This window comes from Hyalangium sp. (assembly GCF_045802625.1).
Lineage (GTDB): Bacteria > Myxococcota > Myxococcia > Myxococcales > Myxococcaceae > Hyalangium.
In genome coordinates, this window is the sequence record NZ_JBJMQP010000114.1 from 46,778 (window position 1) to 65,590 (window position 18,813).

The following is an 18,813-nucleotide window of genomic DNA, read 5'->3' on the forward strand; positions in this document are numbered from 1 at the left end:
GCGGCTCAGCCCCGGCACAGCGACCCGAGGATGCGCACCGCCTCGTGCGCCGCCGCCTCGGGCCGCACGCTGGTGTCCGAGATGCCCGCGATGACCCGGGTGATGTCGTGGTCCACCGGGCGCTCGTGGCCCGACCAGACCCGGCCCGAGGGCGCCGTGAGGTACGCGGAGAAGCTGTGGTGGCCCGAGCCGGGCCGCTCCCCCACCACGTGGACGAGGGCCCGTGGCAGCCCATCCGTCGCATCGCCGAACAGCAGCTCTCCCACCTGATAGCCGGCTCGCACGCGCCCGTACCTGACGATGAAATGCTCGGGGGCCACGCGGTAGTTCGCCGCCTCCAGCTCGTGGCGCAGGGCCTCCAGGAAGGGCGCCAGGTGGCCCTCGTCCATGAGCGAGCGCGGATCCAGCCCGTCCGAGAGGACGATCTGCACATCCCACCGAGCGCCTCGGCGCTGCCGCAGCGACTCCACCACGCGCACCGAGTCCGCATCCAGCCGCTCGCCGGAGACCGGGTGGAGGATGTAGTCGCGCCGATCCAAGGCCTCGGTCCGCAGCATCACCGCGTGGGGAATCGTCTCCAGGAACGCGGGCGACAGCTCCGTCCAGATGCCCTGCTTGGCATCCTCGTAGTGGCTGTGGAGCTCCCGCTCGAGCCCCGGCTCCAGGTCCCACACGTGCTGGCCGCACCCCACCGCGAGCGGCACGCTCCGGGACCGCACCGCGTCCATCTGCTGCCGGGCCTCGGCCAGCAGCTCCGCCTCCGAGCGCTGATCTCCCTTGCGCTTGCGATACTCCACATACACCCAGCGCGGATCCCCGAAGCGGGCCGTGGGCCGTCCCTGCGCATCGATCACCCCGAGCTGCTGGAAGAAGGCCCACATCCGGTCATCCACCCGGTAGCCGAAGCGCTCGCGCAGGCGCACGTGATCCTGGAACGAAGTGGTGAGGTAGCTGAGCATCGGATCATTGCGCGTGGGCAGCGCCATCAGATAGCCGGGACACGCGGGGGCGATCTGCTCCTGGCACCAGCCGAGCTCCTCCAGCGTCACGTCCATGTGCAGCGTGGAGCAGATGTCCAGGCCGATCATCAGCCCGTGCAGCTTGCCCATGACGATGTCCTCGAGGCAGCAGCGCACGAGCTGCTCCCGCGAGCGGAACACCTCCGGGCCAATGAAGCCCGCCACGTCGTTGACGTGGACCCAGGGCGCCGCCTCGCGCCCCGCGCCCACCTGCGCCAGCGCCACGCGCCGCTTCAGCGCCCGGGCGAAGCCGTACTTGCGAGACTCCAGCAGCACCATGTCGCAGCCGGCGTGCTGGCCGTTCGTCGCGTCCGCGCCCTGCCCCGTCTCGAAGTAGAGCCCGAACCGCCCCGTGCGCCGGGCCGCGTGCTCCACCATCTTCTCCAGGGTGACGTCAAAGGTGCGGTTGGCCGCCTCGGTGCCCGCGATGCTCTGGAACCAGATGCCCGTGGTGCCCGGCTGCTGCTCCTCCACTCGCGCTTGAATATCGATGTGAGAGAGCACGCAGTTCGGCATCACCTCCTGCAGCCCGAAGGTGGCCAGGATGTCGTGCAGCGCCGCCTCCACCGCGGCCACGGACTCGGGAGCCGAGGACACCGGGTTGGTGCCCAGCACCACGTCCCCCACCGCGAAGGCCCAGCCGTTGAACACCTGCCAGCGGATGTCGTCCGGGTGATCCGTGGGCGAGTTGGGCTGGATGCGCGCTCCCAGGTAGCCCCGCGCTCCCAGCTTGCTGCCCGGCAGCGGGTGGAAGACCTTGCTCCCCACGGTGGTGAGCTCCGCGTCCGTCATCAGCTTGACGACGCAGGCGATGACGTCGCTGCTCAGGCCGCGACAGACGCCTTTGATCTCCTCCTCGCGAGCCGTCAGCAAGAAGTCCTTGAGCCGCCCCAGCGTCCAGTCCGCCGTGGCCGCGCGGGCCTCGGCGTCGATGGCCTCCAACATGAACGCGTAGAGCCGATCCTCCAGGGGCGGATGGGCGTGGAGCTCTCCCAGGCGGGTGCGCGCCAGCAGCGTCCGGGCGTGGGCGCGAGACACCTCGTCCGCCGCCGCCACGCCAATGGCCTCATCCCCTTCCTTATAGGTGTTCGCCGCCCCCAGCACCTGCTGGTACAGCCGGAGATCCAAGGCGCCGCGGACCCGCCGCACATAGGCGAAGACGTCCTCACCCGCCTGGATCTCGGCAATGGAGACGCCGTCTTCCAGCACTCTCGGAGCGGACTCCGCGGAGCGCTCGGACTCACCCGACGAGCGAGGTGATGGAGAGGACGGCTCGGGCGGCACACGCTGAAGCTGGCTCATTGGCACCCCATCCCAACCGCTGAATCCCGGCAGGTTAATGAGAGGTGCGTCCGAGCGCCAAGCCCGCCAGCCCTTCCGCCAGCCGGGGAGACTCCATCAAGTCCAGAAACTCACGAATTACATCATCCGCGCCCAGGGGGACAGCGGCTCGGATGGCTCGCTCGGAACAACCGCCGCCCCTCCAGGCCCCCCCTCGAACACCTTGGCCGGCCGCTCGGTGCGCGGGCTGAAGTGCACCACGCGGGGCAGCCGCGGCCCAGGCCGGGGGCATACCTTGGGAGCCTCCGGCCAGCGAAGGCCTCCCTCGTCGCAATCGAACACCCGCTTGGCCCACATGGCGCGGGAGCCCGCGGACAGGGCCACCATCAGCTCCGCGCATACGACCTCTCCGTTCTGGGGCCGGGCCTCGGGCAGCTTGCTCAGGAGCCGCAGGATGATGGCGCCCAGGGGCTTGGGCACGCGCGGGTTCACCTCCCAGGGCGGCAGCGGCGCGCGCAGCTCGATCTCGGTGTGGAGCTGCTCGCACGACAAGCTCGGCGAGAACGGCGGATGGCCCGTCACCAGCCAGTAGGCGGTGGCCCCGAGCGAGTACAGATCATCGGTGGGCCGGTAGAGGTAGCAGGCGTGCTGGCGGCCCAGGTTCGTCCGCTGGAAGCGCAGCTCCTCGGGGCTGCGGAACACCTGCAGTTCCTGCGGCAGCGGCATCTGCACGAGCGAGTCCAGGCACTCGTTGCCGCCGGTGCGCAGCTCCATCAGCACCGGCTCTCCGTCCCCATCGCGCACGCGGATGTTGTCCGGATGGATGTCGCGGTGCCAGGTGTCGCGGGCGTGCGTGTCCCCGAGCGCGGAGGCCACCCGGCCCATGAGCGCGGCGATCTGGAAGAACGTGGGATTGGTCGTCTCCACCCAGTGCGCCAAGGACTGGCCCTGCACGTGATCGCGCACGCAGTAGAAGAAGCCATCGCCCTGGTGGTGCCAGCGCCCGTAGCCGTGCAGCCGCGCCATGTTGGGGTGCGCCGCCTGCAGCCGCGCCACCTTGTCACTGAACTGGCCCTCGCCCCTGCGGAACGAGAGCCTCATCGCCAGCGAAGGCGCCGGGCCTCGGACATCTTCCACGCGGTAGAGCGCGCCGTGGGCGTGCAGGCCCAGGCTCTCGAGCACCCGCCAGTGCTCGACCTGCGTTCCGGGAGTCAACATCTCTGGACGTATCAGGTTCAATGCCTTGTCCATTATCGAAGACTCCAGGTCATCAAGGGATTGATGACGATATGTATTGTAGCAGACCCATCAGGTGGACCCGATCGATCTGCTCTGACAGGGGAGCGGACGGGACGAGCGACTTCGCGGTTCCCTGTCGACTCAAAGGCTTACACCTCTTCCTCGGCGGGTCAATTCCGGGAAGCGAAGGCTTCTCGGAGGAGCATTTCGATACTGAAAAACGGGTTTAAAAGCTGTCTGCTTTTTCAAGATTGAAACACTGGGTTTCAAGTTTGAAAGCAGACAATTCAGCTCTTGAGCGGCATGAAAAAGCCTCGATATGAGGAACCGGGGCATTCGTTCACAGGTGAGCGTCTCTCCGAGCCCTCCTCTTCTCCACTGGAGTCCTGAAGATGTCCGCCCCCCGCTGCTGGAGCCGTAACCCGTTCCTGTTCCTGAGTGCCTTGCTCCTCACGGCCTGTGCGGGTTCATCCCAGGTGCTTCGAGACGAGGCCGCCCAGCACGTGTACTCCCAGCCGTTGGCCCAGGTCTGGCCCCAGGTGGAGGCCTTCATGACCGAGCAGGGCTACAGCTTCCGCACGGCCCCCGGGCAGTACGTGCTGCGCACGGAGTGGCGCGAGAACGGGACGGGCGGCGCGAATCGCACCCTGGTCAGCTACCTCATCCAGGGCGAGCCACACGCAGCGGGAGGGTGCATCCTGCGTGTCTCCCGGGGCCTCAAGGCAGACCCGAATGATCAGGCGGGCGATCTGTCGGCCATGCCTACCACTGGCACGCAGTCGGCGCAGGACAACCGGGGGCTGCTGGCCCAGCAGGAGCTGTCCATGCAGTCCCAGCGCGCCATCTACGCTCCCTCGCGGGATCTCGACATGGAGCTGGCGCTGATGCGCAAGCTGGACCCTGCCGCTGTCCAGAAGCTCGAGGCCCCGGGCGCCGCCGCTGCTCGATAGTAGCGCCGGGTGAGCGCCTGGAGCTTGCCTCACCCTCCCTGGGAGCCCAGGCGCAGCAGCTCGATGGTCCGCGCCAACAGGGCGGCGATCGACACGACCTCCACCTTGAAGGGGAGCCGATCGACCCGAGGGACACTGTCCGTGGTGAGCAGCCGCCGGATCGGCAGCCGCGAGAGCCTCTCGACCGCGGGGCCCACGAGCAGCGCGTGGGTGGCCACCACGGTGACCTCGGGCGCACAGCCGGCCTCCAGCAGTGCGTTCACCGCCGCCTCGATGGTGCCTGCCGTGGAGATCATGTCGTCCACGATAATGGGGGGGCAGCCCTTCACGTCGCCGGTGATGGTGCGGGCCTGGACCTCGGAGCCGCTCCTGCGGTGCTTGTGGACCACGGCCACCGGGAGCTTGAGCTGCGCCGCGTACCGCTCCACGCGTTTGACTCCGCCCAGATCCGGTGAGACGACCACCGAGCCAGGAGTGACCGTGCGGCGCACGTGGTCGGCCAGCAGCGGCATGGCGCTCAGGTGCTCCACGGCGATGTTGAAGCAGCCCTCGACGGCCGGGCTGTGCAGGTCCACCACGACGGCCCGATCCACTCCCGAGACCCGGATGAGGTCCGCCACCAGGCGGGCTCCCAGCGGCTCGCGTCCCGTCTCCCGGCGATCCTGCCGGGCGTAAGCCAGGTACGGCACGACGGCCGTCACCCTCCCGGCACCGCGGCGCCGGCACGCATCCACCAGCAGGAGCAGCTCCATGAGGTGCGCATCCACGGGAGGCCCCAGCGACTGGAGGAGGTAGACGTCACAGCCCCTCACCTCCTCCGCGACCTCGACGTGGTGCTCTCCGTCCGGGAATTGAGCGGTGACGCATCGCCCCTGCTCGAGATCGAGCACCTTGGCGATGGCGGCCCCCAGCGCGGGGTGGGATGAGCCGGACATCAGGACGACACGCATGGAGGCTCCCGGTGCAGAACTGACCGCTGCGGATTGTGCCGTCCCGGCGCGATCTGATCACGTTCTCGAACGCTCAGGGTGAGCCCTTGGGCGCGCTCCCCTCCGAGGGAGCAGCCGCCGGAAGGGAGGCCTTGCGCAGGGCCTCGATGTCGGAGAGGAGCACGTTCACCAGCGCCTCCACCACGCGCTGCCCCTTGGCGCGGGTGGCCAGCGTCGCGTCCCCGTAGACGCCGCTCGCCGAGTACACGCCCTCTTTCGTGGGGTTCCGGTGCAGCGGGCCCGTGCCGGGGTGGTAGTCCTTGACCGCCTTGGACATGTCCACCGTCTTCGGGGCGATGTAGAGCATCATCGAGGTCTCGATCTCGTCGGCGTGCGTGCCGCCCTCCTGCTGGGAGATCTCCTTCTCCACGTCAGCCGTGGCGGTCGACAGATCGGTGAAGCGCAGGAGGATGCCATCGGCCGCGAGCTGCTCCGCCGCCGGCCGCAGCGCCTTCAGCGTGGAGATGCCGGTGTTCAGCACGTAGAAGCGGCGAGGGCCGAAGCGAGAGAGGCCGCGGCAGATGTCGACGATGACGTCCCGGGCCGTCTCCAGCCGCAGCGACGTCGAGCCGGGGTACTCCACGAACGAGGGGTAGTACGAGTAATTGATCGTCGGAGCGACCACGGCGTCAGCGCCTTGGAGCACGCGCTGCTTGAGGTACTCGGCCATGTTCCAGTCGTTGCCGAGCGGCAGGTGCGGACCGTGCTCCTTGGACTGCGCCCCCAGGGGTATGACCACGACCGTCTCGGGCGTGAGAATCTTCTCGGCCTGAGGCCAGGCGAGCTGCTCCAGGAGCACGCCCCGAGGCGCGGCCGCGCGCCCCCCCGCATGGGCCGTGGAGAGCCCCGCCAACCCGAAGAGCAACACGCCCAGCAACACCCGAGGAACTCCTTGGAGGTTCGTCACGACATCCTCACTTTCGGAGCGAAGCTTGAGCGAAGCCCGGGGGGCCAAGGCAAGTGGCTCGCGACAGCCTGGCGACAATGTTGTGCCCGCACGAGCAAGCTCCGCAGCTCATGTCTTCTGTGCTCCCTGCGGTCCTGGACCTGTGCCGCGCACTGAGTAATCTGCGATTCCCCGAAATACATGACCCTGGGCTAGACTGCCGGGCCATTTCGTTTTGGGGAGGACATATGCACCGCCGCCTGACCCGGTCCGTCTTGCCATGGCTGCTCGTAGGGCTGTGGATCGCTGCTTGCGGTAATGACACCAAGGCCCCCGGCAACCAACCGCCGGTGCTGACGGGCCTGACGGCCCAGTCGACGGACGTGACGTCTGGAGCCTCTGTGGCGCTGGCCATCGAGGCCACCGATCCAGAGGGAGACGCGCTCACCTATAGCTGGACGCAGAACCCTCCCTCTCCGGCGGGCACGTTCAGCGATCGCAACGCCGCCCACTCGACCTGGAAGGCCCCCGAGGTGACGGAGGACACGGCCTTCCTTCTCGGCATCACGGTCTCGGATGGCAAGGGCGGCATGTCCCACCAGTCCGCGCAGGTGACGGTGCACCCGACCCCCGTCGTTGACCGGGCTCCCGTGCTCGCCGCGGGATCGCCCAAGGCTTCTCCCACGTCCGTGGTGGGAGCCACCCCCATCCAGCTCACCGCCTCCGCGACGGACGCGGACGGCGATGCCCTCACCTACTCGTGGACCCAGGTGCCCGCCCTCCCCGCCGGCACCTTCAGCGACGCCAGCGCGGCCAACCCCACCTGGACCCCGCCCGTGGTGAGCGCCCACCAGCGCTTCACGCTGACAGTGACGGTCTCGGACCCCCTGGACGCCTCCGCGCAAGGCTCGGTGGACGTGGACGTGGATCCGCCCGTGCCCCAGAACAAGCCGCCCGCGCTGACCGCAGGTCCCTCCGCTTCCGCCGCGACCATCAACTCGCAGCAGTCCGTCAGTCTGTCGGTCAGCGCCTCGGACCCGGATAGTGACCCGCTCTCCTATTCCTGGGTCCAGACGGCGCCCGCCTCACTGGCAGGCGCCTTCAACAGCTCCACCGCCGCCACTCCCACGTGGACGGCGCCCAAGGTGACGGCCGATACGGCCTTCCAGTTCCGCGTCACCGTCTCGGACGGCAAGGGCGGGAGCGTCAGCGGCACGGTGAGCGTGAACGTGCTCGCGCCCGTCAACCGTCCGCCCACCCTGGCGCAGGCGCCTCAGGCCTCGCCCACGTCGGTGACCGGCTCCGCGCCCGTTCAGCTCTCCGTGAGCGCGAGCGATCCGGACGGCGACACGCTCACCTATGCGTGGACGCAGACGCCCGCTTCACCTGCCGGCACCTTCAACAGCACCTCGGTGGCCAACCCCACCTGGACCTCGCCGGTGGTGGCCAGCGCCCAGCGCTTCACGCTGACGGTGACGGTGTCGGACGGCCAGGGTGGCACCGTGCAGGACACGGTGAACGTGGACGTGGCCCCGCCCGTGCCCACGAACAACCCGCCGACCCTGACGGGCCCCGTGGCGACTCCCTCCACGCTCAACGCGCAGCAGTCCACCAGCCTCTCGCTCACCGCCTCGGATCCCGACAACGATCCCATCAGCTACGCGTGGACCCAGGAGCCGGCCACGCCCGCCGGTACCTTCAGCAGCACCTCGGTGGCCAACCCCACCTGGACGGCCCCCCGAACGTCGGCGGATACGGTCTTCCAGCTGCGCGTCACGGTGTCCGATGGCAAGGGCGGCACGGACACCAACACGGCTCCGGTCACGGTGCACGCCTTCGTCAACACCTCGCCCGTGCTGACCGCGGGGCCCTCGGCCTCCGCCACCACCATCAACGAGCAGCAGACCCTCAACCTCTCGGTCAGCGCCTCGGACGCGGACGGTGACCCGCTCACCTATAAGTGGGTCCAGACGGCGCCTACCAACTTGATGGGCACCTTCGGCAACTCCAACGTGGCCAACACCACCTGGAAGGCGCCGGATGTGACCGCCGATGGCACCTACACGCTGCAAGTCACCGTCACGGACGGCCAGGGTGGCAGCGTGCAGGGCACCCTCAACATCACCGTCAAGAAGGTGAACCAGCCGCCCACGGTGGCCGCCACCATCACCGGCCCGAACTCGCTGCTGGCAGGTGACACCGGCTCGTTCTCCATCACCGCGAGCGATCCGGATGGGGACCCGCTCACCTACTCGTGGACTCAGACGGACCTGAACACGCAGGGAAGCTGGGTGGGCAGCCAGACCGCCAGCAGCGCGCAGTGGTTCTCGCCACAGATGGGCACGCAGACCTCCTTCACCCTCTCCGTGAGCGTCACGGATGGCCAGAGCACTCCCGTGGTCCGCACCATCACGGTGCCCGTGTCGGTGCCCCACTACGCCGCCGATATCCAGAGCATCTGGAACTCCGTGCCGTGCACGGGCTGCCACGGCGCCTCGGGTGGTCTCAACCTCGGGGCAACAGTCAGCTATGGCAACCTGGTCAATGCCTCCACCGTCAACGCTGCGTGCTCCACGCTGAGGCGGGTCACGCCGGGCGATCCGGATAACTCGACGCTCGTCCAAAAGATCTCGGGCACTGCCTGTGGCAACCGCATGCCGACCAACAAGCCCAACTACTTCGTCCAGAACCCGGGGCTGATCATTCGCATTCGCTCGTGGATCCTCGCGGGCGCCAACAACGACTGAGCCGCTCCTCCGGAGGCCGACCCATCCATGAGCCAAGGTCATCAGCCCCGCATCCGTGGACTTCAGAGCGTCGATCCCCTCTCGGTCCCGCTGCCCCATGGGACCGAGGTCATCACCCGCGTCGCGCGAGTCTCCGGAGAGCGCCGCGTTCCCCAGGGCATGGTGGGCCGTGTCGTCCGCGCCCGCGACGGGGGCTTCGACGTGCAGATCACCGGCGTGGGCGAGCTCTGGTACGCGCGGGAAGAGCTGGTGCCGCGCAAGCCCGGCCAGGTGCAGTTCGCCCTGCGCCGCGCCGCCGCGTGGGAGGCGCTCCAGCCCTGTGTGGTGCTCGAGGCGACGGTGGGCTCTCGCGCCTGGGGGCTCGCGCATGAGGGCTCGGACACGGACTCGCGCGGCGTCTTCGCCCTCCCGCTGTCATGGACGTGGGGGCTGGGCGAGGCGCCGAGGGATCTCGTCAGCGCCGATGGCAGCACCACCTACTGGGAATACCGCAAGGCCATCGATCAGGCGCTCCGAGCCGATCCCAACACGCTGGAGCTGCTCTTCGTCCCCTCCGTCCGAGCCAAGGACGTCCTCGGCGAGTGGATGCTGGCCGAGCGCGAAGCCTTCGTGTCTCGAAACATCTTCGGCAGCTTCGGCCGCTACGCGCTGAGCCAGCTCCACAAGCTGTCCAGCTCGCAGCGGCTGGCCGAGCACCGCGATCTCGTCCTCGACTGGCTGTGCGAGGAGCCCGCGCCGGACCTTGACGAGGTGGCCCGCCGGCTGGCGAAGCACTCGCCGCGCCAGGCTCCCACGCTCGAGGATGGGATCCTCGCGGCCAAGACGTACATCAAACAGCTCTACCGCTCGCTGTCGGACCAGGGGCTGATCGAGGCCAACGACTTCGCGGCGCTCACCCGCTACGCGCGAGGCGGAGGCAGGCGCCCTCCCGATGCGCGCGAGCTGCGGCCCAAGAACGCCTACAACCTGCTGAGGCTCATCGCCCTGGCCACGGGCTGGCTGCGAGATGGGGCGCCCGTCTTCGAGGCCACGGGTGCGCTGCGCGAGCGGCTGCTCGACATCAAGCATGGCCGTGTGGCGCTGGACGAAGTCCTCCGGGACGCCGAGGCGCTCGCCCCCGAGCTCGAATCAGCACGGGACAAGAGCCCCCTGCCGGAACACCCGGACTATGCCCGCGCCGACCGGCTGCTGCGCCGCGCGGGAGAGGAGCTCGCACGGCGCTGGGTGCTCCAGGAGCCGGGGCCGTGGGGCCGAGAGGCTCCCGCGTCGCCCGAGTACACCTCGAGCGACACCGAGCCAGAGGCCGAGTAATCCCTCAGGTGCTGGGGCTGGCCTCGGCGACCGCGACATCCAGCGCCACCTCGATCATCTCATCGAAGGTGAGCTGCCGCTCCTCGGGCGTGAGGCTCTGGCCCAGGCGGATCTGATCCGACACCGTGAGCAGCGCGAGCGCCCGAGCTCCGAACTCGGCGGCGACGCCGTAGAGGCCCGCGACCTCCATCTCCACCGCCAACATGCCCATGCGCTCGATCGCGTCCAGGAACTGGGTCTGCGGGTGGTAGAAGAAGTCCGTGGAGAAGACGGAGCCAACTCGCACCGCCTTGCCCCGTCGCTCGGCGGACTCCACGGCCCGCCGGGCCAGGGTGAAGTCCGCCACGGCCGGGAAGTCATGATCCATCAGCCGCATGCGGTTGACCTTCGAGTCCGTGCCCGCGCCCATCGCGACGATCACGCTGCGCATCGGCACGTCCTTGCGGATGGCCCCGCAACTGCCGACCCGGATGAGCACTCGGGCGCCGTAGTCCTTGACGAGCTCGGTGGCGTAGATGGACAGGGACGGAATGCCCATGCCGTGGCCCATCACCGAGAGCTTCTTGCCCTGATAGGTGCCCGTGTAGCCGTACATGTTGCGCACGGCGGTGACCTGGCGGGCGCCTACCAGGAAGCGCTCGGCGATGTAGCGAGCCCGGAGCGGATCGCCGGGCATCAGCACCACCTCGGCGAAGTCTCCTGGCGCGGCGGAGATGTGGGGAGTTGGCATGGCGGCGGACCATAGCTCAGTCCCTCGCCCCGCCGCGGACAAGGCTCGGGCTTCCGGCTCAGAAGAGGCGCAGCTGGTTGTCCGGAGCCTCATCGGCCGCCCCACCCTTGGGGAGCAGTTGGAAGCCGTTGGCCTGCGCCCACTCCTCACTCGGCCCGGCCCAGTGGAAGCGGTTCATCAGCACGTAGCCGCGCTCATCGAACTCGACGCCCTCGGCGGCCAGCTTGTCGGGCTGGTGCAGACCAGACGTGGTGATCTTCCCGTTGCGGCCGATGACCCGCTGCCAGGCCACCTGGACCGAGCGCGGGCCCAGGGCTCCCAGCGCGTGGCCCACGATGCGTCCATCGCACCCATCTCCCACGATGGCGGCGACGTCCCCGTAGGTGGCCACCTGGCCTCGGGGGATCTGGTTCACGACCTTGTAGATGCGCTCGTAGTACTCGCTCTCGTCAGTGGGGGGCATGACAGCTCCTGTCGATAGCGGAGGAGTCCTCCTCCGGATGGGTGGTAATGGGTTGTGCAGATAGCACACTACCGGATGGGTTGTGTACCCCCGCGAGAGACCCCTACCATCCTGGCGCTCGGCCTCGGACGCACGCGCCGTGCTGCCCACCGCCCGGTGGCTGAGTGCCTGGCGGCCCCTTACGAGATTCCGTACTTGCCCGGGGCCAGGATGCCTGCGGGATCCAAGGCCCGCTTGAGGCGCGAGAGCACCTCCGGCACCCCTTGGAGCTGATCCATCGCCTCCTGCTGCATGTCGAGCGGCGCCCGGGCGATCGGGTAGCCCGCCTCGGCGTAGGCCTGGAGCAGGGCCCGGAAGCAGCGCCCCGCGCGCAGGCGCTCCTCGGTGTCCTGGCGATTGAAGAGGAGGATGTGAAGCGCCCGAGCCATGCGCGGTCCGCACACGTACTCGGTCACGAACTCGAAGCCATGCTCGGCGAGGATGCGCCGTGATAGCGCCTGTTGCTCGTTGGCGGCCTTCCCCACCATGGGGGTGGCGGGCAGGAACCAGGTGGCTCCGCTCCCGGGGCGCCACTGGAGCAGCCCCAGCTCATCGCGCGTGGGCTGGCCGCTGAACGTGTCGAGGTGGATCTTCAGCACCCGGCTCTTCTCCGCCTCGGTGTGCGGAATGTACCGGGCCTTTCCCGAGCGAAGGAAGTGGGCCTTCACCCGGTCGATCAGGGGCTGCACGGCCTCCTCCGAGGCCCCATAGAACGCTCCCGAGACGAGCCACGCGCCCAGCCCATGCTTCTCCCGCAGCTCCTTGCGCAGCTCGGCAGGCAGCGGCGTCCTGCCCCCGGTCCGATCGAAGGGATAGGTCTCCTCGGTCCCAAACGCATAGACGTCCGAGGTCACCTTGAGGAGCGTGGGCACCACGTTGTTGAGCTTGAGCGGACGGACCAGCTCGACGATCTCTCCTAGGTCCTCGTCCTCGGGGAAGGTGAAGAAGAAGGCGCGGATCACGGGAGGGCGCGGCATCAACCACACCCCCAGCCGCGTGACGATGCCCAGGTTCGACTGGACGAAGAGCCCATCCAGGAACGGGCCGTAGCCGTACTTGGACAGGTGCTGGGTCTTGGCCCCAGGCAGAGCGCCATCGGAGGTGCGCAGCAGCTCGCCGGTGGGCAGGACCACCTCGTAGCCGCAGCTCATGCCGAAGTGATCGAAGTACGGCGTATACCCTGCTCCCTTGTCGAGCGTGTTGCCGAGGATGCCCCCCTCTGGCGGCCCCGAGGTGGTGTCGAGCATGAGCTTGTGGCCTCGCCGGCCTAGCTCCTCGTAGAGCTGCGCGTAGGTGACGCCGGGCTCCACCACGGCGAAGGCGAGTGTCTCGTCAATCTCGACGATCCGGTTCATGCGCCGGCCGAGCTCCACCACCACCTGCCCGGGCCGCACCGGCGACTTGAGTCCCATCCCGCGGTTCTCGCCCGTGCTCGTGGGCCAGAGGGCCACGCCGTGCGCGTTGGCCATGCGAACAATGGCCTGTACCTCCTCGGCCGACCCGGGATAGAGCACGCCCGACGGAGGCAGTGCCCCCGACGGCAGCAGGTTCACCCCATAACGCGCCAGGGTCTCCGGTGCCGTGTCCACGAACTCGGCGCCGAGGTGCGCTCGGACAGCGCTGAAGAACGCTTCTGGATCATTGGGCATGGTAGGAACGATTCTGCACTACCCGGAGCATCCCGCCCATACACCCGCTATTGTGAATCAAGGAAAGCCCCTGGGTCTGCGCAACCCCGTGGCCTTCGCTCTCAGTATGCCTTGCTACCTCTTCTTATGACTTTCGTTTCTCTCGCCTGGATGGCAGGGGGGTTCGAGCCCCCCACCTGCGCGTGGGTAGAGTAGGCTCCACCAATGGTGAGAGGTGTTCGTGCCAGGGGGTCAGCTACACGGTCCGGGGACCGTTTCCTCTCGGCAGGAGATTCGTGATGTCCGCCTCAACCGATCCGCGGAAGGAGTCGCCTTCGATGGACGACACCTTGCTGCTGCGCGCGCTCATCGAGGCCGAGCGTGTGTCCCCCGAGGGCAGCCTGCTGCTGGCCCCGCTGAGAGATCCTCAGGGAACGATCACCGACTTCGAGTGCCTCCACGCCAACCCGGCCGCCGAGGCCATCCTGGGTCCCACCGCGGGAGGATTGACAGGGCAGCGGCTGCGGAAGGTCTTTCCGGAGCGGGATTCGGCGGGCTGGGTCGCCGTGCTCTGCGCCGCGGAGGCCTCGGGCCAGTCCATCTCGGCGGAGCTGTCCGCGGCCCGCGCGGGCAGCCGAGGCGAGGGGTGGCTCCACTGTACGGTGATGAAGCTCCGCACCTTCCTCATCGCGCGGTTCCGGGACATCAGCGCTACCCGCCGCCACGAGGAGGCCCTGCAGCAGACGCGCAGCCGGATGGTGGAAGTGCTCGAGGGCACGCCGGACGCCTTCTTCACGGTCGACGCGAACTGGAACTTCATCTACGTCAACGAGCACACCGTGGCGCTCTCGGGCAAGGCTCGGGAGGAGATGCTGGGCCGCAGCCTCTGGGAGCTGCTGCCCCAACTGGCGGCGCCTCCGCAGGATCAGCTGCTGCGCCGGGTGATGGCCGAGCACGCCCCGGAGCGCTTCGAGGCGCGGCTGCCTCCCGATCACTGGTACGAGGTGCACGCTTATCCCTCGGGCCAGGGCCTGTCCGCCTTCTTCCGGGAGATCGGCGACCAGAAGCGCGTGGAGGCGGAGCGGGATGCGCTGCTGGCCCGCGAGTACTCGCTGCGCCTGGAGGCGGAGGCGCTGGCGCAGCACCGCACCAAGGAGTTGTTCGCGGCGCAGGAGAAGCTGGTCCAGTCGGAGAAGCTCGCCGTGGCCGGGCAGTTCGCGGCGGGCGTGGGGCACGAGATCAACAACCCGCTCTCGTTCGTGATCGGCAACCTGCACTTCGCCCTGGAGTACCTGGAGGGCCTGTCTGAGCCGCTGGCGGACGCGGAGGTGCTCCAGGAGCCCATCGACGCGCTGAAGGACGCTCGCGCGGGAGCCGAGCGCATCCGCGCCATCCTGACGGACCTGAAGCGCTTCGCCCGGGCGGACGAGTCGCTGCTGGGCCCGGTGGACGTGCGCGAGGCGCTGGAGTTCAGCCTCTCCATGGCCATGCCGCACATCCGCCACCGGGCGCAGGTGGAGCGGCGCTACAGCCCGGTGCCGCCGGTGCTGGGCAACGAGGCCAAGCTGGGGCAGGTGTTCCTCAACCTGTTGATGAACGCCGCCCAGGCCATCCCCGAGGGGGACGTGGCCCGCAACCACATCATCGTCACCACGCGAATGGAGAACGGGCAGGTGCTGGTGGAGGTGGCTGACACGGGCCGGGGGATGACGCCGGAGATCCTGGAGCGCGCCTTCCAGCCCTTCTTCACCACGCGGGCCGTGGGAGAGGGCATGGGGCTGGGGCTCTCCATCTGCCTGGGGCTGGTGCAGAGCATGAAGGGCGAGCTGAGCGCCACCAGCCGGCCGGGGGTGGGGAGCACGTTCCGGGTGGTGCTGCCCACGAGCACTCAACCCGCCCCGGTCCTGACGCCCATGTCGGCGGCGCGAGCCTCCCGGCCCAAGCGGGTGCTGGTCATCGACGATGAGCCGGGGATCGCCGCGGTGTTCAAGCGCATCATCGGCCGCTCGCACGAGGTGGTGGTGGTGCAGAGCGGCAGGGAGGCGCTGGCCCTGCTCGAGAAGGATGACGCCTTCGATCGCATCTTCTGCGACTTGATGATGGCGGACCTCACGGGCATGGACGTGTACGAGGTGCTGTCGTCACGCCGGCAGGACTGCCTGGAGCGGTTCGTCTTCATGACGGGCGGCAGCTTCACCGAGCGAGCGCGCACGTTCCTTCAGACGATGCCCTTCACGCGCATCGACAAGCCCTTCGATCCCGAGCACATCCGCACACTCGTGGCCCAGGCTCCGTCCTCGCCCGGCTCCCAAGCCTGACGAGGGAGCCTCACGGCGGAGGCGGCGAGAGGGCTCGCCAGCCTTCGGCGATGGCGATGCCCACGTTGGTCATCAGATCCTGCTTCGCGTTCACCACGTAGAGGTACGGCGTCAGCGCCCACACCTCGCGCAGCACGCGGCGAGGCTCCGGAGCAGGAGCGCTCAGCTCGGCCTGAAGCAGCGGCAGCACCTTGTCGGACAGGCGCAGGGCCGTGTCCATGACGAAGATCGTCAGGTGGGGGCGCAGCGCCCGGACGCGCCGGAAGAACGCAGCCACCTCGTCCGGCGCCAGATGCTTGGGCGGCGAGGACTTCATCTCCAGGTACAGGAGCCGGCCCTCCGCGGCGGCCACGACGTCCAGGTCCCCACCCACGTCGGGTGCGTGGAACTTCACTCCCACGGCCACATCGAGGCCCAGGCGGCCTCGCAGCTCGCGCGCCACGTACCACTCCAGCGTGCCGCCGAAGGTGCGGACCGGGTACAGCAGCCGGTAGCGCCCGCCCTCCTCTCGCGCGGCCAACCCCAGCTCCACCAACTCCTCGACCATCTCGGTGGCCCGAGCGGCCTCGACATATTTGGAAGCCTCCTCCGGCAGGAAGCTCCCGCGCCGGAGGATGGCGCCCCGCAGGAAGAGCCGGAAGGCGTAGTGGCTGAGGCGCTCGGCGAGGCGCTCGGCCAGGGCTCCGTCCACGTCCGGCGGAAAGGGCAGATCCAGCGTGGCCAGGCTGGGCTGGAAGCCCCGGCGAACGAGCATCGCCAGCACCTCCGCTCCCGGCTGGAGCAGCGTCCTCTGGGGCGGTGGAGCCTCCGCCGCTCGCTGTTCCTGATCCCGCGCCGTGGGACCTTTATGGGAGAGGGGCTCGGTCATTCAGTGAGGGACCAGCTCCACGTAGCTGGTGTAGCGGTTCTGGATCTCCGAGACGTACTTCACCGGCTCGGAGCCCCGACAGTAGCCGTAACGAGCGCGGCGGTAGTACTCGGGGCGCTCCAGCAGGAGCATGGCCTTCTCCACGTGCCCGAACCACTTGTTCGGGTTCCACCCCTTCTCCTTGGCGATGCGCCGCGCGTCCTGCACGTGGCCCATGCCGGCGTTGTAGGACGCCAGCGCGAAGCGGAGCCGGTGCTTGAAGGGGATCTCCGGCTCGAACCGGTTCACCAGCTGCTGCATGTACATGACCCCGGCATGTGTCCCCTGCTCCGGATCCTCCAGCTTGCGGAACCCGAGCGCGCGGCCCGTGGCCGGCATCACCTGGAAGAGCCCGATGGCGCCCACCCAGCTCTTGAGCTTGGGGTTGAAGTGGCTCTCCTGGTACGCCTGCGCCGCCATCAGCCGCCAGTCCATTCCGTAACGAGACGAGTACGACTGGAAGATCGAGTCGAACGGCGACAGCGTGCCGGAGACCTCCGCGCGCTCCACCTTCGCCTCGAAGACGCGGTGGGAGTTCTCGAAGTAGCGCTTGCGCCACATGTTGTAGAGGGTGCCGCGGTAGGTCTTCTTCACGAAGCCATCCAGGAAGCCGCGCAGCTTCACCGCGTCCTTGCGCACCGCGAAGGCGATGGCTCGCGCGCCCTCCTTGCTCGCGGGCGGGCCCTCCACCGGGAGCGTGAAGGCGGCCTCCAGCCCATCCCGGTAGGTCTGCTCGGCCGCGAGCAGGTGGCTGTCCGAGACGGTGAAGGGGAGCTCGCCCTCGGCCACCTTGTCGAGCAGCGCCTCGGTCTCGAGATCCTCCGGCTCCTCGACGATCTCGAAGGGGCCGTATGTCTTCTGCAAGGCGAGCAGCGTGGAGGCATAGCTGGAGGACTTGCGGACGTGGATCTTCTGGCCCTTCAGCTCCGCGAGCGACGCCACCTTGGGTCCGCTGGCGCGCTGCACGAGCACCTCATCCACGAAGAGGTACGGACGGGAGAAGGCCACCTCCTCCGAGCGCTCGGGCGTGACGGTGAGGGAGGCGGCGATGACATCTCCCCGGCCCTCCTTCAGCCACGGGATGAGCAGATCGCGCGAGGGCGGCACCACCACCTCCAGCCGCACGCCAATCGCCTCGGCGGCGGCCTTGGCCATCTCGAAGTCGAAGCCGTGCTGCTCGCCCCGGTGCAGGAAGTAGGTGACCGGGTTGTTCCGGGTGAGCACGCGCAGCACTCCGCGCTTGCGGATGCCCGCGAGATCGCCCGTGAAGCGCTCGTCGGCGTACTCGGTGAGCACGTGCTCGGTGATGAAGGAATCCAGGGCGAGCCGCAGCTCGGTGTTCTCCTGGCGCACGCCCCAGGCGATCTGCCGGCCCTCGGCGATGGGAAAGAGCCGCTCCACGTCCGGGTTGTACGTCTCGATGGCCGCGAGCAGATGGCTGTCCGCCACGGTGAGCGGGCGCTCGCCGCGAGACACCTGATAGACGAGCTCCTCGGGCTCGATGGTCTCCGGCACGGGCTCGATGACGAGGCCGGGAGCCTTGCCCTGAGCCAGCGCCCGGAGTGAGTCCGCGAAGGAGGAGCTCCCGCGCACGTGGACGGTGCGGCCCGCCAGATCCTCCGGCTTCCGAGGCAGATCCGCCGCGCCGCGCTTGCCCACCACGAACTCCTTCACCACGGCCAGCGGGCGGGTAAAGGCGATCTCCTTCGCGCGGGCCGGCGTCACCGTCATGTCCGCGGCGATGAGGTCGCCCCGTCCCTCGCGCAGCATGGGGATGAGCCGATCAAAGCTCGGCGCCTGGATGAACTCCACGGTGAGGCCCTGCTTCTCGGCGAAGCGCTCCAGCAGGACACGATCCTGCGCCTTGGGCATGCCCTGGCGAGGCAGGAAGTCCTCATCCGTGCCCTCCACCAGCACCCGGAGCGTCCCGCCGGCACGGATGGCCGGCAGATCCCCCGTGGACGTCGGCGGCTCGGGCTCGGGAGCGGGAGGTTGCGGAGGCGTGGAAGGCGGCGCCTCGGGGAAGACCGGATCCTCGGGCTCGGGGGCCGGCGCGGCGACCGGAGCCGGCGCGGGAGGAGGCGGAGGCGGCGCGGGAGGCGGAGTGCGCTCGCACGCCGTGGACAGCGCCAGCACGGCGGCGAGCAGCCACCCGATGCGGGACGAATGGAGTCTGGACGAAGACGCCACGAAGACCTCTCCCTCGAAAGAAGCTGCTTGTCGGACCTCGAGCCATCAGCCCAAGAGCCCGCAGCCCCACCTTTACCGGAAGTGAGGTGCGGCTGTGCAGGGGGGCACCCAAGCCG

General features: G+C 68.8%; 13 protein-coding genes. 4 read left to right on the top strand and 9 right to left on the bottom strand.

Translation table 11 applies throughout. From position 1 onward, the window contains the following. Positions 1 to 5: 5 nt before the first annotated feature. Together eutB and ACJ8AT_RS21295 are read right to left on the bottom strand one after the other, a co-directional pair. Positions 6 to 2,321 (bottom strand): ethanolamine ammonia-lyase subunit EutB, encoded by a 2,316-nt coding sequence (gene eutB, locus ACJ8AT_RS21290; RefSeq protein WP_407739621.1) that lies wholly within the window; start codon positions 2,319 to 2,321, stop codon positions 6 to 8. Positions 2,322 to 2,438: 117 nt separating this feature from the next. Further along, positions 2,439 to 3,551 (bottom strand): serine/threonine protein kinase, encoded by a 1,113-nt coding sequence (locus ACJ8AT_RS21295; protein ID WP_407739622.1) that lies wholly within the window; start codon positions 3,549 to 3,551, stop codon positions 2,439 to 2,441. Between the two features lie 380 nt (positions 3,552 to 3,931). Between ACJ8AT_RS21295 and ACJ8AT_RS21300 the strand changes: the two genes are divergently transcribed. Further along, on the top strand, positions 3,932 to 4,489 hold the full coding sequence (locus tag ACJ8AT_RS21300) for a hypothetical protein (RefSeq protein WP_407739623.1): 558 nt from the start codon (positions 3,932 to 3,934) through the stop codon (positions 4,487 to 4,489). A gap of 29 nt (positions 4,490 to 4,518) precedes the next feature. Here ACJ8AT_RS21300 and ACJ8AT_RS21305 read toward each other — a convergent pair whose 3' ends face one another. Together ACJ8AT_RS21305 and ACJ8AT_RS21310 are read right to left on the bottom strand one after the other, a co-directional pair. Next, on the bottom strand, positions 4,519 to 5,439 hold the full coding sequence (locus tag ACJ8AT_RS21305) for a ribose-phosphate diphosphokinase (RefSeq protein ID WP_407739624.1): 921 nt from the start codon (positions 5,437 to 5,439) through the stop codon (positions 4,519 to 4,521). A 73-nt stretch (positions 5,440 to 5,512) separates the two neighbouring features. Further along, positions 5,513 to 6,385: a creatininase family protein gene (locus ACJ8AT_RS21310; RefSeq protein WP_407739625.1), complete on the bottom strand. Its 873-nt coding sequence runs from the start codon at positions 6,383 to 6,385 to the stop codon at positions 5,513 to 5,515. Positions 6,386 to 6,612: 227 nt separating this feature from the next. Here ACJ8AT_RS21310 and ACJ8AT_RS21315 point away from each other — a divergent pair, with 227 nt between their 5' ends. Beyond that, positions 6,613 to 9,111, top strand: a complete 2,499-nt coding sequence (locus ACJ8AT_RS21315) for a PKD domain-containing protein (protein ID WP_407739626.1) — start codon at positions 6,613 to 6,615, stop codon at positions 9,109 to 9,111. Between the two features lie 27 nt (positions 9,112 to 9,138). After that, a complete protein-coding gene (locus ACJ8AT_RS21320; protein WP_407739627.1) occupies positions 9,139 to 10,422 on the top strand; it encodes a DNA polymerase beta superfamily protein in 1,284 nt (427 codons plus the stop codon). A 4-nt stretch (positions 10,423 to 10,426) separates the two neighbouring features. On the opposite strand, the gene deoD is transcribed toward ACJ8AT_RS21320, so the two are convergent. From deoD to ACJ8AT_RS21335, 3 genes are all read right to left on the bottom strand, one after another. After that, positions 10,427 to 11,152, bottom strand: coding sequence for a purine-nucleoside phosphorylase (gene deoD / locus ACJ8AT_RS21325; protein WP_407739628.1), 726 nt, complete (start codon positions 11,150 to 11,152; stop codon positions 10,427 to 10,429). Positions 11,153 to 11,210: 58 nt separating this feature from the next. After that, complete coding sequence (locus tag ACJ8AT_RS21330) at positions 11,211 to 11,615, bottom strand: MGMT family protein (RefSeq protein ID WP_407739629.1); 405 nt, start codon at positions 11,613 to 11,615, stop codon at positions 11,211 to 11,213. Positions 11,616 to 11,794: 179 nt separating this feature from the next. After that, the gene (locus ACJ8AT_RS21335; RefSeq protein WP_407739630.1) at positions 11,795 to 13,303 is read right to left on the bottom strand and encodes an FAD-binding oxidoreductase; all 1,509 of its coding nucleotides are present in this window, start codon (positions 13,301 to 13,303) and stop codon (positions 11,795 to 11,797) included. A gap of 317 nt (positions 13,304 to 13,620) precedes the next feature. Here ACJ8AT_RS21335 and ACJ8AT_RS21340 point away from each other — a divergent pair, with 317 nt between their 5' ends. Further along, entirely contained in the window at positions 13,621 to 15,600 is a 1,980-nt protein-coding gene (locus ACJ8AT_RS21340) for an ATP-binding protein (protein ID WP_407739631.1), read from the top strand. Between the two features lie 10 nt (positions 15,601 to 15,610). On the opposite strand, the gene ACJ8AT_RS21345 is transcribed toward ACJ8AT_RS21340, so the two are convergent. Together ACJ8AT_RS21345 and ACJ8AT_RS21350 are read right to left on the bottom strand one after the other, a co-directional pair. Then, positions 15,611 to 16,468, bottom strand: a complete 858-nt coding sequence (locus tag ACJ8AT_RS21345) for a hypothetical protein (RefSeq protein WP_407739632.1) — start codon at positions 16,466 to 16,468, stop codon at positions 15,611 to 15,613. Beyond that, complete coding sequence (locus ACJ8AT_RS21350) at positions 16,469 to 18,697, bottom strand: transporter substrate-binding domain-containing protein (RefSeq protein ID WP_407739633.1); 2,229 nt, start codon at positions 18,695 to 18,697, stop codon at positions 16,469 to 16,471. Positions 18,698 to 18,813: the final 116 nt, after the last annotated feature.